Here is a 15,803-nt window from a genome sequence, read left to right on the forward strand (position 1 = left end):
ATAAAATAGGGGAATTAGGCATCATTCAATTGGATGATGCCTTTCCTTTTCATGGATTTGGATACTAGTGAAACATTCGTGATATGTTATAATAGCCTCTGATATCAAAACGAAGATGATAGTGAATAATATCTAAAGAGATAGTAGATAGGGGAGAGAGGAAATGGATCAAAATCCAAATAGCGGTAGAGAGAGATTTCAACTCTTGCTCCAGCAAATGGACTTGACTGAGGATGCCTTTGTGAATTATTTCATAGGTGCCGAAATTGATAAACTCTCAATCGAGAGGGAGTCCAAAACATGGCATTTTGCCTTTAATATACCTGCATTAATTCCTTGCAGTGTTCATACAAGACTTGCTACTCATCTAGCAAGTACGTTTTCCCATATTGCAAAGGTCACGTTCAACTTGAATGTGGCCAATCCGCAAGTGACCGAACAATTGGTGAAGGAGTATTGGAAAAATTGCATTGGCGAGCTTGAAGGCATGTCTCCAGCACTGTTATCACTTCTGAATGAACAAGTGCCAACGGTGAATGGATATAAGCTTATCGTAAGCGCCCGTAATGATACGGAGGCTGGTCAGTTGAAACGAAAATACTCCGGCATCATTTCGAATATCTACCAAACATTCGGTTTTCCTCCGCTGACACTTGAAGCGGAAGTGAAGGAAACGGTTTCGAATCCTGATTACCAGAAGTTCTTAGAAGAGAAACAAAAGGAAGACGCAGAAAAGGGACTTGCTGCCCTAGTGGAAATGCAGAAAAAAGAATCGGAAAAAGGCGGCGACGATGGCGCCTTCGAAGGACCGGTTAAAATTGGCTATACGATTAAAGAAGATGCGGATTTCCGCAGAATCGAACAGATTATCGATGAAGAGCGCAGGATTGCCATCGAAGGCTTCGTATTTGATGCAGAAGTTCGTGAGTTACGCAGCGGACGAAGCCTGCTGACTTTTAAAGTCACCGATTATACGAGCTCGATATTGGTCAAAATGTTTTCGCGTGATAAAGAAGATGCTGCCATACTTGCCCGAGTGAAAAAAGGGATGTGGGTACGTGCCCAAGGCAGCATCCAAAATGATACATTCGTACGTGACCTGGTAATGATCGCAAATGATATAAATGAAATTTCTAAACAAGGGCGGCAGGATAAGGCTCCAGAAGGTGAAAAGCGTGTCGAACTGCATATGCATACCCCAATGAGCCAGATGGATGCAGTGACACCTACTTCTGCGCTTGTTGCCCAGGCTGCAAAGTGGGGGCATAAGGCTGTGGCCATTACAGATCATGCGGGAGCACAATCATTCCCTGAAGCTTATAGTGCCGGGAAAAAGAATGGTATCAAAATCCTTTATGGCGTAGAAGTGAATCTTGTAAATGATGGTGTACCAATTGTTTATAATGAGGCGCATATCGCACTGTCAGATGCCACCTATGTTGTGTTTGACGTAGAGACGACAGGACTGTCAGCCGTTTATGATACGATCATTGAATTTGCCGCAGTGAAAATTCGTGACGGTGACATCATTGATCGTTTCGAGTCATTTGCGAATCCGCATCACCCACTATCCAATACGACGATAGAATTGACTGGAATCACTGATGATCTTGTAGAAAATGCTCCAGAAGTCTCGGAAGTACTAGAAAAGTTCAAGGACTGGGCGGGCGATGCGATCCTGGTTGCCCACAATGCAGCCTTCGATATGGGCTTTTTGAATATAGGTTATAAAAACTTGGGTTATCCTAAAGCTCCCAATCCTGTTCTTGATACATTGGAACTTGCCCGTTTCTTATATCCGGAGTTTAAAAATCACCGGCTAAATACTTTATGTAAAAAGTTCGATATTGATTTGACCCAGCATCATAGGGCCATTTATGATGCCGAAGCTACAGGTTACCTTATGCTGAAGATGCTGAAGGATGCAATGGAAAAGGAGATTACCCATCATGATCAACTTAATGACAATATGGGTAAAGGAAATGCTTATCAACGTTCCCGGCCTTCCCATTGTACGTTGATCGCGCAAACACAGGCGGGCTTAAAAAACCTTTTCAAATTAATTTCAATATCACACATCGATTATTTCTATCGTGTGCCCCGACTACCACGCTCACAACTTAAAAAGTATCGTGAAGGAATCTTGGTCGGATCGGGATGCGATAAAGGGGAAGTTTTTGAAGGGATGATGCAGAAGGGTTTTGAGGAAGTCGTCGATATTGCCGAATTCTACGATTATCTTGAAATCCATCCGAAGGAAGTGTATCAGCATTTGATTGAGCTTGAATATGTACGGGATGATAAATCGTTAGAAACGATCATCTCTAATATCGTCAAGCTTGGTGAAAAATTGGAAAAGCCAGTCGTAGCCACGGGAAATGTGCATTATTTGGATCCGAATGATAAAATTTACCGTAAAATCCTTGTGAATTCACAAGGTGGCGCAAATCCGCTGAATCGTCATAAGCTTCCTGACGTACATTTTCGGACAACAGATGAAATGCTACGGGAATTCTCCTTCCTCGGTTCTGAGAAAGCCAAAGAGGTCGTGGTAACCAACACGAATAAAATCGCTGATATGATTGAAGAAATCAAGCCAATCAAGGATGAGTTATACACGCCTAAAATTGAAGGTGCAGAAGAAGAGATGCGTGAAATGAGTTATGGCATGGCAAGGAAGATTTATGGAGAGAACCTGCCGGAAATAGTGGAAGCCCGTCTTGAGAAAGAATTGAAAAGCATCATTGGCCACGGTTTTGCCGTTATTTATTTAATTTCACACAAGCTTGTTAAAAAATCATTGAATGATGGTTATCTAGTTGGCTCAAGGGGATCGGTTGGGTCATCTTTCGTTGCCACAATGACTGAAATTACAGAGGTAAATCCGCTTCCGCCGCATTATGTATGTCCGGAGTGCAAGAAATCCGAATTCTTTAATGACGGTTCTGTAGGTTCCGGATTTGACCTGCCCGATAAAGACTGTCCCGATTGTGGCATTGCTTATACTAAAGACGGGCATGATATCCCGTTTGAAACATTCCTTGGATTTAAAGGGGATAAGGTTCCCGATATCGACTTGAACTTCTCAGGTGAATATCAGCCGAAGGCCCATAACTATACGAAGGTCTTATTCGGTGAAGAATATGTATATCGTGCCGGAACGATTGGTACCGTCGCGGAAAAAACGGCTTATGGATATGTAAAAGGGTATTCCTCTGATAATAACATCCATATGCGTGGAGCCGAGACTGATCGCCTAGTTGCCGGTTGTACTGGTGTGAAACGGACGACAGGACAGCATCCGGGTGGAATCATCGTTGTACCGGATTATATGGATATCTATGATTTCACACCTATTCAGTTCCCTGCGGATGACAGGAATTCTGAGTGGAAAACAACTCACTTTGATTTTCATTCCATTCACGATAATATTTTGAAACTTGATATACTTGGACACGATGATCCGACTGTAATCCGGATGCTTCAAGATTTAAGTGGCATCGATCCAAAGACCGTTCCTACCGATGATCCAGAAGTAATGAAAATATTCAGCAGTACTGAATCTTTAGGAGTTACCGAAGAACAGATCATGTGTAAAACGGGTACGCTTGGCATCCCGGAATTTGGTACTCGTTTTGTCCGTCAGATGCTTGAAGATACGAAACCTACGACATTTTCCGAGCTTGTTCAGATCTCAGGGCTTTCCCACGGTACGGATGTATGGCTTAGCAATGCACAGGAACTGATCCACAACCGGATATGTACACTAAGTGAGGTTATAGGTTGCCGGGATGATATTATGGTCTATCTGATTTATCAAGGTCTCGATCCTTCCCTAGCGTTTAAAATTATGGAATCTGTACGTAAAGGGAAAGGGCTCTCGGAGGAATTCGAAGAGGAAATGAGGAAAAATGAGGTGCCGGAATGGTATATCGATTCATGTAAGAAGATTAAATACATGTTCCCGAAAGCCCATGCTGCAGCTTACGTCTTGATGGCTGTCCGGATTGCCTATTTTAAAGTGCATCTGCCTTTATTGTATTATGCTGCCTATTTCACAGTACGTGCCGATGATTTTGAAATCGACGCGATGACTCGGGGATCGCAAGCGATCAAATCAAAAATGGAAGAAATCATGGTAAAGGGATTGGATGCATCCACAAAGGAAAAGAATACATTGACGGTTCTTGAACTAGCTTTGGAAATGTGTGAACGCGGATATGCATTCGCTAAAGTGGACTTGTACAAATCCAGTGCAGATCAATTCTTAATTGAAGGGAATACTTTGATACCGCCTTTCAATTCAATTCCTGGTCTTGGAACAAATGCGGCGATCAATATCGTCAACGCGCGGAAAAATGGTGAATTCCTCTCAAAAGAAGATCTTCAACAACGGGGGAAGGTTTCGAAGACCATCCTTGAATTTCTTGATAAACAAGGCTGTCTGGAGTCATTGCCTGAACAAAATCAGTTATCTTTATTTTAAAGAGGAAACTGATTTCAAAAAGGAAGAAACAGACATGGTATTTGCATAAAAATCATGATTATGGTATATTTTTATTGGAAATACTAAGAGGAACCAATGGCAAGAGTGGGGAAACCCACTCTTTCGTGTTGTATTGACCATTTAATTTTGAATCCGAAACCAAGCGCATACAACGCACGTATGGAGGAAACAAATGAGTAAAAAGGTAACGGAAGTCGTAGAGGAATTAGCATTACCAATTCTTGAAGAATTGCAGCTTGAATTAGTCGAAGTGGAGTATGTGAAGGAAGGTAAAAGCTGGTTCCTTCGAGTGTACATTGATAAAGAAACAGGCGTAGATATTGATGATTGCGGAAATGTGAGTGAAAAACTCAGTGAAAAGCTTGATGAGGTTGATCCGATTCCACAAAATTATTTTCTCGAAGTTTCATCACCCGGAGCTGAAAGGCCTCTGAAAAAAGAGAAGGATTTCCTTAATGCTATCGGTAAAAATGTTTACATAAAAACATACGAGCCCATTTTAGATGAAAAAGAATTCGAAGGAACCTTAACCAGTTTCGATGGTGAAGAAGTGACACTCGAAGTCAGAATCAAGACAAGAAAGAAAACGATCGTCATACCATTCGAAAAGGTAGCCAAAGCAAGATTGGCGATTACCTTCTCTTAAGTCAAGCAAATCATTAATTTAAATATCCGTAAGGGGGATCACCATGGGCAATGAGTTATTGGATGCTCTCTATATTTTAGAAAACGAAAAAGGAATTTCCAGGGAGGTTTTGATCGACGCGATTGAATCTGCCCTTATATCGGCATATCGCCGTAACTTTAACCAAGCACAAAATGTACGTATCGACTTGAATCTTGGTAAAGGAACTATGCGTGTATTTGCCAGAAAAGACGTTGTTGACGAAGTGTTCGATTCGCGTCTGGAAATTTCTGTTGAAGAAGCAAGAGCAATTGATCCCAACTATCAGTTAGAGGATATTGTCGAAATGGAAGTAACACCTAAGGATTTCGGCCGTATTGCTGCACAAACAGCAAAACAAGTCGTTACTCAAAGGGTGCGTGAAGCGGAACGAGGCATCATTTATGCCGAATTCATCGATCGTGAAGAGGATATCATGACTGGCATCGTTCAACGCCAGGATTCCCGATTCATTTATGTGAGCCTAGGTAAAATCGAAGCTTTGCTCCCGGTGAATGAGCAAATGCCGAATGAACAGTATAAACCTCACGATCGCATTAAAGTTTTCATCACTAAAGTTGAAAAGACTTCCAAGGGCCCGCAAATTTTTGTATCCCGTTCACATCCTGGCCTTTTAAAACGTTTATTCGAAATCGAAGTGCCTGAAATTTTTGATGGAACAGTAGAAATTAAGTCAGTTGCCCGCGAAGCAGGCGACCGTTCAAAAATCTCCGTGCATTCCGATAACGAAGAAGTCGATCCTGTCGGTTCCTGCGTAGGTCAAAAAGGTCAGCGCGTTCAAGCCATCGTCAACGAATTGAAAGGTGAAAAGATCGATATCGTTAAATGGTCGGAGAATCCGGTCATTTTCGTTGCGAATGCTTTAAGCCCTTCAAAAGTACTTGAAGTTATTGTTAAAGAAGAGGAAAAGGCGACGACTGTAATCGTTCCGGATTATCAACTTTCCCTTGCAATTGGTAAGCGTGGACAAAATGCCCGTTTAGCTGCCAAGCTTACAGGCTGGAAAATTGATATCAAGAGTGAAACGGAAGCCCGCGAAGCTGGTATTTATCCTGTGGAAGAACAGGAATTCCTTTTGAGCAGAGATAGTTATGTTACTGAAGAGGAAACAGATTTCGAAGAGGATAACGAGTAATTCGAGGTGAAAAAAGATGAATAGCCGAAAAAAAATCCCGATGCGTAAATGTGTGGCTACAGGCGAAATGAAGCCGAAGAAAGAACTCATTCGCATCGTTCGATCTAAAGAAGGGGAAGTCAGCCTTGATCCGACCGGAAAGAAATCGGGAAGGGGAGCTTATTTGACTCTTGATCGGGATGTTATCGAGCTGGCCAAAAAGAAAAATGTGCTGGCTAATCACCTTAGTACCCAAATCGATTCTTCCCTTTATGAACAATTGCTTGAATTAGTGAATAAGGAGAAAAACTAACATCATGACCCAACAACAACAATGGATGTCTCTATTAGGTTTGGCCAATCGAGCACGCAAGCTAATTTCGGGTGAAGAATTAGTGGTTAAAGAGATTAGAAGCGGTAATGCCAAAGTTGTTATTTTATCCGCGGACGCTTCAAAAAACACTGAAAAAAAAATATCTGATAAGTGCGCATTTTATCAGGTTCCTTTAAAAAGAGTCGAAAGCAGGTCAATGCTCGGCCATGCGATAGGTAAGGATGCAAGAGTTGCCGTCGCAGTTCTGGATGAAGGTTTTGCACAAAAACTCCGAACGCTGCTCGATTAAATTTTACGGGGGTGAACGTATGACAAAATTGCGTGTATATGAATATGCAAAACAGAAGAACGTTTCAAGCAAGGATGTAATAAATAAACTTAAAGAAATGAATATAGAGGTAACAAACCATATGACAGCATTAGACGATTCAACTGTAAATAAATTAAACGATTCAATCAAACCTAAAAACGAAGATAAAAGCCAAGCTGCTGAACCAAAAGCTAACGCTACGGTCGCAAAGTACGAAGCTGAAGCGGATGAAAAGAGCACAGTCAATAAAGAAAAACTGAAGAAGAAACCACCAGTTAAACCTGTAGGGACGAAAAAACCAACAGGTCAGTTCAACAAGGGTCGCAATAACAAGAATAAAAATAATAAACAAAGACAACAAGCGCCTCAGGCACCTGTTACAAAACGTAAAGAAAGAGAACTTCCTGAGAAAATTACGTTTTATGAGTCTTTGACGGTTATGGAACTTGGAAAAAAACTTCACCGTGAACCTTCTGAAATCATTAAAAAGCTCTTTATGCTTGGTGTTATGGCAACGATCAACCAAACTTTGGATAAAGATGCAATTGAATTGATTTGTGCGGAATACGGTGTAGTGGCTGAAGAAGAGATTCGTGTCGACCTAACAGACCTTGAATCACTTGTCACTGAGGACGCTTCTGAAGATTTGATTGAACGTCCGGCTGTCGTGACGATCATGGGGCACGTTGACCATGGTAAAACGACATTGCTTGATTCTATACGCCATACAAAAGTTACTGAAGGAGAAGCGGGCGGAATCACTCAGCATATCGGTGCTTATCAAGTTAAAGTTAACGATAAGAAAATAACATTCCTGGATACACCAGGACATGCTGCGTTTACAACAATGCGTGCCCGTGGTGCACAAGTTACCGATATCACCATTCTTGTCGTCGCTGCGGATGATGGCGTAATGCCTCAAACGATTGAAGCGATCAACCATGCTAAAGCGGCAGAAGTTCCAATTATCGTCGCTGTCAATAAGATGGATAAAGAAGCTGCCAATCCGGACCGTGTCATGCAAGAATTGACAGAACATGGTTTAGTTTCTGAAGCATGGGGCGGAGACACAATTTTCGTACCAATTTCAGCTAAAAACGGTGAGGGTATCGATAGCTTGCTTGAAATGATTCTTCTTGTAAGTGAAGTGGAGGAGTATAAAGCGAATCCATCTCGTAAAGCAAATGGAACGGTTATCGAAGCACGTTTGGATAAAGGCCGCGGATCGGTTGCCACTTTGCTTGTTCAAAATGGAACGTTGAAAATCGGTGATCCGATTGTTATCGGTAATACATTCGGACGTGTTCGTGCGATGGTTAACGATCTTGGACGCCGTGTTAAGGATGCAGGTCCTTCAACACCGGTTGAAATCACTGGATTGAACGAAGTGCCACAGGCCGGCGATCGTTTCATCGTCTTTGAAGATGAGAAAACGGCCCGTCAAGTTGGGGAAGTGCGTGCACAGAGACAACTTGCTTCACAACGTAATGAAAAATCCCGTGTAACCCTAGATACATTGTTCGAGCAAATGAAAGAAGGGGAAATTAAAGAATTAAACATCATTTTAAAAGCTGATGTTCAAGGTTCTGCGGAAGCAGTAGCCGCTTCCCTGAATAAAATAGAAGTGGAAGGCGCTAAAGTGAAAATCATACACACTGGCGTCGGTGCCATTACAGAGTCTGACATCATCCTTGCTACAGCTTCGAATGCAATCGTCATCGGATTTAACGTCCGTCCTGACGTGAATGCGAAGCGTGCAGCTGAATCAGAAAATGTTGATGTCCGCCTTCACCGCATCATCTATAAAGCGATCGAAGAGATCGAGTCGGCTATGAAAGGGATGCTTGACCCTGAATTCGAAGAAAAAATTATCGGTCAGGCTGAAGTTCGTACGACTTTCAAAGTATCTAAGGTAGGTACGATTGCCGGTTCTTACGTTACAGAAGGAAAAATTACACGTGATAGCGGAATTCGCTTAATTCGTGAAGGTGTCGTCATTTACGAAGGTGAAATTGATGCATTGAAACGTTTTAAAGATGATGTAAAAGAAGTGGCAACGAACTATGAGTGCGGTATTACGATTAAAAATTACAACGACCTTAAAGAAGGCGATGTAATTGAAGCGTATGTAATGGAAGAGATCGAACGTAAATGATCGTTGGCTCTGTCCAATGTGAATGCATCATCCATGACACCCATTCTTTGAAAGAAAAAAGGGCCGTGCTTCAGCGAGTCATGACACGGCTTAAGCAGAAGTTCAATATTTCTGTAGCAGAGACCGATTTTCAGGATTTATGGCAGCGGACAAAGATTACTATCGTAACCGTAACATCCTCAAGGAAGGCTACTGAACGGGAACTTCAAAATGCCCTTAAATTTCTAGATTCTTTTCCGGAACTAGAGCGAACAATAACAGATATAGACTGGCTTTAGGCTATCGAGGTGATATTATGAGCCTTCGTTCAAATCGTGTTGGCGAACAAATGAAAAAAGAGCTGAGTGAAATTATCGGCCGAAAAATTAAAGATCCAAGAATCGGATTTGTTACAGTGACGGATGTCGCGGTTACAGGCGATTTACAGCAGGCAACAGTTTATATTTCCGTTTTGGGTGACCAGGAACAAAGGGAGAAAACCCTTCAAGGTCTAGCTAAGGCGAAAGGATTCATGCGTTCAGAAATTGGGCAGCGAATCCGCCTGCGCAAAACACCTGAGCTGTTTTTTGAATTTGATGAATCGGTCGATTATGGTAATCGTATCGAGTCATTAATTTCCCAAATCAATTCAGAGGATAAACCGGCTGAAAAAGACGAGGAATAAGCAAGCAGTAAAAGGAGGCCGACTCAATAAGTGCTTTGCACTTCTTGAAGTCGGTCTCTTTTTTTTGAAAACTGAATATGTAAAATAGCGAAAAACACCTTTCGGAATTGGAATTCATTTTGCTTTATGATAGTAGTTTAAGGTGTTTTATAAATGATGAGGTGAAAGCGTGAACGGTATTCTTCCATTATGGAAACCCAAGGGGTTGACATCCCATGATTGTGTTTTTAAATTAAGAAAGATTTTAAAGACAAAAAAGGTTGGGCACACAGGTACTTTAGATCCTGATGTAACAGGGGTTTTACCTATTTGCATTGGCAGGGCAACTAAGGTAGCCGAATATTTGACAGAAGCCGGTAAAGCGTATGAAGGGGAAGTGACCCTTGGTTTTTCAACGACAACTGAAGACGCAAGCGGTGAAAAAGTGGAAGAGAAAAAGATTGATCAAGTGATTCAGCGTAAACGGATTCTGGAAGTGCTGGAATCATTGACTGGAAAAATCGAACAGACGCCGCCGATGTTTTCAGCGGTAAAGGTAAACGGGAAAAAGTTATATGAATATGCCCGTGCAGGGGTGGAAGTCGAGAGGCCGACAAGGGAGGTCACCATCTATGATATTACCCTTCTCGATGATCGTTCTGAATTTAAAGGGGAAACCATTTCTTTTCGTTTTCGCGTCAAATGCAGCAAAGGAACATATATTCGGACGCTTGCAGTCATGATGGGTGAAGAACTGGGGTATCCTGCCCATATGTCTGATTTGACTCGCATTGAATCAGCAGGTTTTAAGCAGGAGGACTGTTTCACATTTTCTGAAGTGGAAGAGTTCATGGAAAGTGGACAATCGGATGAATTTCTGTTGCCTTTGGAGCGGGGATTATTTCATTTGCCCAAATTTCAGATTAGTGATAAAGTAGCAAAGAAAGTACTTAACGGTGCGGTATTGGAACAAACAAAGGATGTTGTTGTTGAAAAAGGGAAGCCTTTTGTGATGGTCGACCCAACAGATAAGGCCATTGCCATTTATCAAGTACATCCGACAAAAGAGGGATTAATTAAACCTGTAAAAGTATTGGCACAAGAATTATAGACTGTTTTACCGCCGGAAAGAGGAGATTGAAAGGTGAAAGTGATCGCAATAGAGCATCCTCATCAATTTAATTCGGATGATTTTCCCGAGCTTGTAATGGCGCTTGGATTTTTTGATGGTATACATAAAGGTCATCAGATTGTTATTCAAACAGCCAAGCAAAAAGCCGATGAAATGAATCTTAAGTCAGCAGTCATGACATTTGACCCGCATCCTTCTGCAGTACTGGGTAGGAAAACGGAAAATATCCGCTATATCACTCCACTTGAAGATAAGGTGGATATCATAGAGTCGATGGAGATAGATTATTTATTCATTGTCCATTTCAGCAAGGAATTCGCTTCGGTACTGCCGGAACGGTTCGTTGACGAGTACATTGCCGGGCTGAATGTCCGTCACGTAGTTGCAGGCTTTGATTATTCATACGGTCGCTATGGTCAAGGAACGATGGAAGATTTGCCTGTTTACGCACAGGGCAGATTTTCGCAGACAGTCGTTGCAAAACAGACACTTGAAGATGAAAAGGTTAGCTCGACGAGAATCAGGGAAACTCTCGGTAATGGTAACTTTTCCGACTTTTATCATTTGGCTGGACGACGCTATTTAACGAAAGGTCATGTCATTCACGGTGAAAAACGGGGCAGGAAGTTGGGATTCCCCACCGCTAATATTGAAGTAAGTGACGATTATATCTTCCCTGCTGCAGGCGTATATGCCGTCAGGATCAAAATAAGCGGTACATGGTATAATGGAGTTTGCAATGTCGGTTACAAACCTACGTTCCACGAGGAAAAACCCAAATATCCCAGTGTAGAGGTTCATGCCTTGGAGTTCTCGGGAGATATATATGGCAGGCAGGTTTCGGTTGAATGGCATACAAGACTTCGGAGTGAGCAGAAATTTTCCGGGCTTGAAGCATTGGTCGCTCAGATCGAAACGGATAAGCAAAATGCAATCGCCTATTTTGCAAAGCTTGAAGCATAAAAGACAAGACTTGCAATTTTAATGAAAAACATGTATTCTATTGTATGTATGAAAATAACCATTGCTTGGCTAGTCGAGACTCCGACGCTGGCTCGGTAATAGGTGATTTTACAGAATTTTAGGAGGAATAATAACATGGCAATTACACAAGTACGCAAAAACGAACTTATCGCTGAGTTCAGAACTCACGATACTGACACTGGGTCTCCAGAAGTTCAAATCGCAGTATTAACAGAAGAAATCAACAACTTGAACGGTCACTTACGCACACACAAAAAAGACCACCATTCACGTCGCGGTCTTCTTAAAATGGTAGGTAAACGTCGTAATCTTTTAACTTACCTACGTAACAAAGACGTTACTCGTTACCGTACACTAATTAACAAATTAGGTCTACGTAGATAATTTTTTCAGGAAGGCGGGAAATTTCCCGCTTTTTTGATGTTAATCAAATGATTTGGACGTATTCTACATAAGGCTGAGCCTTCGTCCTTGGGACTCGGCAGGAGCCGGGTCCTTTTCCATTTATAGATGATCAGGATATACATAATCAAATGAATGAAATTTTTATTCATTTTACTGTTAATGCTTGTTTTTTTCGTGCATAATAGGAATAGTTTGGTTTTAACTTGAGTTCAGTTACTTTCACATATAAATGATTTAATCCAATACAGGTTTAGGTAAACTAAGCCTCTAAGTGAAGATTCAGAGAGGGGTTTAATAAATGGGACAGGAAAAACATACGTATTCATTTGACTGGGCCGGCCGTAATGTAACGGTAGAGATAGGGCAATTGGCCAAACAAGCAAACGGGGCAGTTTTAGTCCGTTATGGAGAAACTGCCGTATTAAGTACAGCAACAGCTTCGAAGGAACCAAGAAATGTCGACTTCTTCCCTTTGACAGTCAACTACGAAGAAAGACTTTATGCAGTCGGTAAAATTCCGGGAGGCTTCATCAAACGTGAAGGACGGCCGAGTGAAAGGGCCATTCTTGCAAGCCGTTTAATTGATCGTCCAATCCGTCCGCTTTTCGCCGATGGCTTCAGGAACGATGTTCAGATCATCAGCATGGTCATGAGTGTCGATCAAGATTGCTCTACGGAAATGGCAGCTATGCTGGGTTCTTCCCTTGCACTTTCAGTTTCCGATATACCGTTCGAAGGTCCAATTGCTGGTGTTGTAGTGGGGAGAATCAATAATGAATTCATTATTAACCCTACTGTTGACCAACTAGCTCAAAGTGACATCAATCTGACGGTTGCCGGCACTAAAGATGCTATCAACATGGTTGAAGCAGGAGCAAATGAAGTACCAGAGGAAACCATGCTTGAAGCAATCATGTTTGGACATGATGAAATCAAGAAGATCATTGCATTCCAAGAGAAAATCGTTGCTGAAATCGGCAAGGAAAAAATGCAGGTCACTTTATATCAAGTGGATGCTGAACTGGAAGCAGAAGTGAAAGGCCTATGTGGAGCAGACTTGAACAAAGCTGTACAAGTTCAGGAAAAACATGCTCGTGAAGACGCGATCAAAGAAGTAAAAGATCGTGTATTGGTTCATTATGAAGAAGAAACTGATGAAGAAAAATTAAAGCAAATCAAAGAAATCCTGAATAAATTGGTCAAATCCGAAGTCCGCCGTTTAATCACGGAAGAAAAAGTGCGTCCGGATGGCCGTAATCCAGACGAAATCAGACCATTATCATCAGAAGTTACCATTCTGCCCCGTACACATGGTTCCGGTTTGTTCACGCGCGGACAAACCCAAGCGCTATCCATCTGTACATTAGGTGCACTTGGTGATGTGCAGATTCTGGACGGACTTGGAACCGAAGAGTCAAAACGTTTTATGCATCACTATAATTTCCCGCATTTCAGTGTTGGTGAAACTGGCCCTATCCGTGGGGCAGGACGTCGTGAAATCGGTCATGGTGCACTTGGTGAAAGAGCATTGGAGCCTGTCATTCCAAACGATAAAGACTTCCCATATACAATCAGACTTGTTTCTGAAGTGCTTGAATCAAACGGTTCAACATCACAAGCAAGTATCTGTGCAAGCACTTTGGCAATGATGGATGCCGGTGTTCCATTGAAAGCTCCAGTTGCCGGTATAGCTATGGGTCTTGTCAAAACAGGTGAGCACTATACGATCTTAACGGATATTCAAGGTATGGAAGATCATCTGGGAGACATGGACTTTAAAGTCGCAGGGACTTCAAAAGGTGTTACTGCCCTACAAATGGATATTAAGATTGAGGGTCTTTCAAGAGAAATTCTTGAAGAAGCTTTACTTCAAGCCAAACATGGCAGGATGCATATTTTGGAATCAATGATATCAACAATCAATCAACCGCGTGAGCAGTTATCAAAATATGCTCCAAAAATCGTTACAATGTCCATAAATCCGGATAAGATCCGTGACGTCATTGGACCTAGCGGAAAACATATCAACAAAATCATTGAAGAAACTGGCGTGAAAATCGACATCGAACAAGATGGAACGGTATTCATATCTTCTACTGATGAACCGATGATTCAAAAAGCGAAGAAAATCATCGAAGATATCGTACGTGAAGTCGTAGTCGGCGAACTATACTTAGGTAAAGTTAAACGTATCGAAAAGTTCGGTGCCTTCGTTGAAATCTTCAATGGTAAAGACGGTTTGGTACATATTTCCGAACTGGCTGAAGAAAGAGTCGGAAAAGTGGAAGATGTTGTTTCACTTGGCGATGAAATATTGGTCAAAGTTACTGAGATTGATAAGCAAGGAAGGGTAAACCTTTCCCGTAAAGCAGTCTTGAAAGAGCAAAAAGAGGCAGCCAACCCTTCTCAATCGTAATGGAAAATGAAAATCCGGCATGCGATTCCTTGTGAATCTGCATGCTTTTTTTGTTTAAAAATTATTGGAATATCCATAGTGTGAATGGCGTTAAAAGGATGTCATGTTCTACCTTGTCCGTTTTCTTCATACATTTTGGTATGAAGGGGGCGTAAAAAATGAATAATAAATGGAAGCAGATAGTTGCGATAAGTGCCATTGCAGGTATATCATGGTTATTAGTGCAAAATCCATATACACAAATTTATTTGACCCAATTAACCAATGATTCAGTTGCTTCAATGAAGCAAGAAGACGAGCTTCTTTTACAAATAAAAGAATCAACAAAAAAATATGAGATTGCACCACAGGACGCACGAATAGATTCTGTTTGGAAAACCGTTCCTGCATATAACGGCCTGAAGGTAAATATTGATGATTCGTATAAAGCCATGAAGAAGGAGGGTGTGTTCGATAAGGATAAGCTGGTGTTTCAGCAGGTACCTGCAAAGATACATATGGAGGATCTGGATCCGGCTCCGATTTACCGGGCCCACCCCGAAAAGCCAGTGGTTTCATTTTTAATCAATGTGGCCTGGGGGAATGAGTACTTACAAGATATGTTGGCCGTGTTAAAAAAGAATAATGTCAAGGCCACTTTTTTCCTTGAAGGGAATTGGACCAAGAAAAATCCTGATTTGGCCAAGATGATTAAGGGTGGCGGACATGAAATTGGAAATCATTCTTATTCACATCCCGATATGAAAAACATATCCGCACAAGCTACACGTGAGGAAATTAGAAAAACGAACGAAGTCATTGAAGCGGTGACAGGTTTGAAAATGAAATGGTTCGCCCCACCAAGTGGAAGCTACCGGGATGAAACGGTGAAAATCGCGGATTCTTTGGGTATGGAGACAGCCATGTGGAGTGTGGATACGATCGACTGGCAAAAGCCAAGCCCTGAAGTCCTTCAACAAAGAGTGCTTTCTAAGGTACACCCAGGAGCATTTATATTGATGCATCCGACGGAATCCACTGCAAAATCATTGGAAACGTTAATAATTGAAATAAAAAAGAAAGACTTAGATGTAGTTACCGTTTCGGAAGCAGTAGATGAAGAGCGATCGAATCCATAA

The 15,803-nt window shown here is 41.8% G+C and carries 13 protein-coding genes; all 13 read left to right on the plus strand.

The genetic code is table 11. The features are described from left to right. Window positions 1-163: 163 nt before the first annotated feature. The 13 genes from NYE63_RS08965 to NYE63_RS09025 all read left to right on the plus strand — a co-directional run bounded on the left by NYE63_RS08965 (window position 164) and on the right by NYE63_RS09025 (window position 15,803). A complete protein-coding gene (locus tag NYE63_RS08965) occupies window positions 164-4,486 on the plus strand; it encodes a PolC-type DNA polymerase III (protein WP_342604857.1) in 4,323 nt (1,440 codons plus the stop codon). A gap of 193 nt (window positions 4,487-4,679) precedes the next feature. Then, window positions 4,680-5,153: a ribosome maturation factor RimP gene (gene rimP / locus NYE63_RS08970; protein WP_342604858.1), complete on the plus strand. Its 474-nt coding sequence runs from the start codon at window positions 4,680-4,682 to the stop codon at window positions 5,151-5,153. A gap of 43 nt (window positions 5,154-5,196) precedes the next feature. After that, window positions 5,197-6,327 (plus strand): transcription termination factor NusA, encoded by a 1,131-nt coding sequence (gene nusA, locus NYE63_RS08975; RefSeq protein WP_076366463.1) that lies wholly within the window; start codon window positions 5,197-5,199, stop codon window positions 6,325-6,327. A 16-nt stretch (window positions 6,328-6,343) separates the two neighbouring features. Then, window positions 6,344-6,619, plus strand: a complete 276-nt coding sequence (locus NYE63_RS08980) for a YlxR family protein (RefSeq protein ID WP_061462443.1) — start codon at window positions 6,344-6,346, stop codon at window positions 6,617-6,619. Window positions 6,620-6,623: 4 nt separating this feature from the next. After that, entirely contained in the window at window positions 6,624-6,929 is a 306-nt protein-coding gene (locus tag NYE63_RS08985) for a YlxQ family RNA-binding protein (protein WP_061144653.1), read from the plus strand. 19 nt (window positions 6,930-6,948) lie between these two features. Beyond that, window positions 6,949-9,105, plus strand: coding sequence for a translation initiation factor IF-2 (gene infB, locus NYE63_RS08990; protein WP_342604859.1), 2,157 nt, complete (start codon window positions 6,949-6,951; stop codon window positions 9,103-9,105). Further along, window positions 9,102-9,383 (plus strand): DUF503 domain-containing protein, encoded by a 282-nt coding sequence (locus NYE63_RS08995; protein WP_057913375.1) that lies wholly within the window; start codon window positions 9,102-9,104, stop codon window positions 9,381-9,383. Before infB ends, NYE63_RS08995 begins: the two co-directional genes overlap by 4 nt. A gap of 17 nt (window positions 9,384-9,400) precedes the next feature. Beyond that, window positions 9,401-9,769, plus strand: a complete 369-nt coding sequence (gene rbfA / locus NYE63_RS09000) for a 30S ribosome-binding factor RbfA (RefSeq protein ID WP_034313607.1) — start codon at window positions 9,401-9,403, stop codon at window positions 9,767-9,769. A gap of 169 nt (window positions 9,770-9,938) precedes the next feature. Beyond that, window positions 9,939-10,859, plus strand: a complete 921-nt coding sequence (truB, locus tag NYE63_RS09005; RefSeq protein ID WP_342604860.1) for a tRNA pseudouridine(55) synthase TruB — start codon at window positions 9,939-9,941, stop codon at window positions 10,857-10,859. A gap of 33 nt (window positions 10,860-10,892) precedes the next feature. Then, on the plus strand, window positions 10,893-11,843 hold the full coding sequence (gene ribF / locus NYE63_RS09010) for a bifunctional riboflavin kinase/FAD synthetase (RefSeq protein ID WP_342604861.1): 951 nt from the start codon (window positions 10,893-10,895) through the stop codon (window positions 11,841-11,843). Between the two features lie 135 nt (window positions 11,844-11,978). Continuing rightward, on the plus strand, window positions 11,979-12,248 hold the full coding sequence (gene rpsO, locus NYE63_RS09015) for a 30S ribosomal protein S15 (protein ID WP_053345367.1): 270 nt from the start codon (window positions 11,979-11,981) through the stop codon (window positions 12,246-12,248). 319 nt (window positions 12,249-12,567) lie between these two features. Further along, a complete protein-coding gene (pnp, locus tag NYE63_RS09020) occupies window positions 12,568-14,685 on the plus strand; it encodes a polyribonucleotide nucleotidyltransferase (RefSeq protein ID WP_342604862.1) in 2,118 nt (705 codons plus the stop codon). A 158-nt stretch (window positions 14,686-14,843) separates the two neighbouring features. Further along, window positions 14,844-15,803, plus strand: a complete 960-nt coding sequence (locus NYE63_RS09025) for a polysaccharide deacetylase family protein (RefSeq protein WP_342604863.1) — start codon at window positions 14,844-14,846, stop codon at window positions 15,801-15,803.

The organism is Peribacillus sp. FSL E2-0159 (genome assembly GCF_038643155.1).
Taxonomy (GTDB): domain Bacteria; phylum Bacillota; class Bacilli; order Bacillales; family DSM-1321; genus Peribacillus; species Peribacillus simplex.

Excerpts from the sequence above, each read along its gene's own strand:
- NYE63_RS08985 (WP_061144653.1), top strand. The coding sequence starts at position 6,624 with ATGACCCAACAACAACAATGGATGTCTCTATTAGGTTTGGCCAATCGA.
- rimP (WP_342604858.1), top strand. The coding sequence starts at position 4,680 with ATGAGTAAAAAGGTAACGGAAGTCGTAGAGGAATTAGCATTACCAATT.
- infB (WP_342604859.1), top strand. The coding sequence starts at position 6,949 with ATGACAAAATTGCGTGTATATGAATATGCAAAACAGAAGAACGTTTCA.
- rpsO (WP_053345367.1), top strand. The coding sequence starts at position 11,979 with ATGGCAATTACACAAGTACGCAAAAACGAACTTATCGCTGAGTTCAGA.
- nusA (WP_076366463.1), top strand. The coding sequence starts at position 5,197 with ATGGGCAATGAGTTATTGGATGCTCTCTATATTTTAGAAAACGAAAAA.
- NYE63_RS08995 (WP_057913375.1), top strand. The coding sequence starts at position 9,102 with ATGATCGTTGGCTCTGTCCAATGTGAATGCATCATCCATGACACCCAT.
- NYE63_RS09025 (WP_342604863.1), top strand. The coding sequence starts at position 14,844 with ATGAATAATAAATGGAAGCAGATAGTTGCGATAAGTGCCATTGCAGGT.
- pnp (WP_342604862.1), top strand. The coding sequence starts at position 12,568 with ATGGGACAGGAAAAACATACGTATTCATTTGACTGGGCCGGCCGTAAT.
- NYE63_RS08980 (WP_061462443.1), top strand. The coding sequence starts at position 6,344 with ATGAATAGCCGAAAAAAAATCCCGATGCGTAAATGTGTGGCTACAGGC.
- NYE63_RS08965 (WP_342604857.1), top strand. The coding sequence starts at position 164 with ATGGATCAAAATCCAAATAGCGGTAGAGAGAGATTTCAACTCTTGCTC.
- rbfA (WP_034313607.1), top strand. The coding sequence starts at position 9,401 with ATGAGCCTTCGTTCAAATCGTGTTGGCGAACAAATGAAAAAAGAGCTG.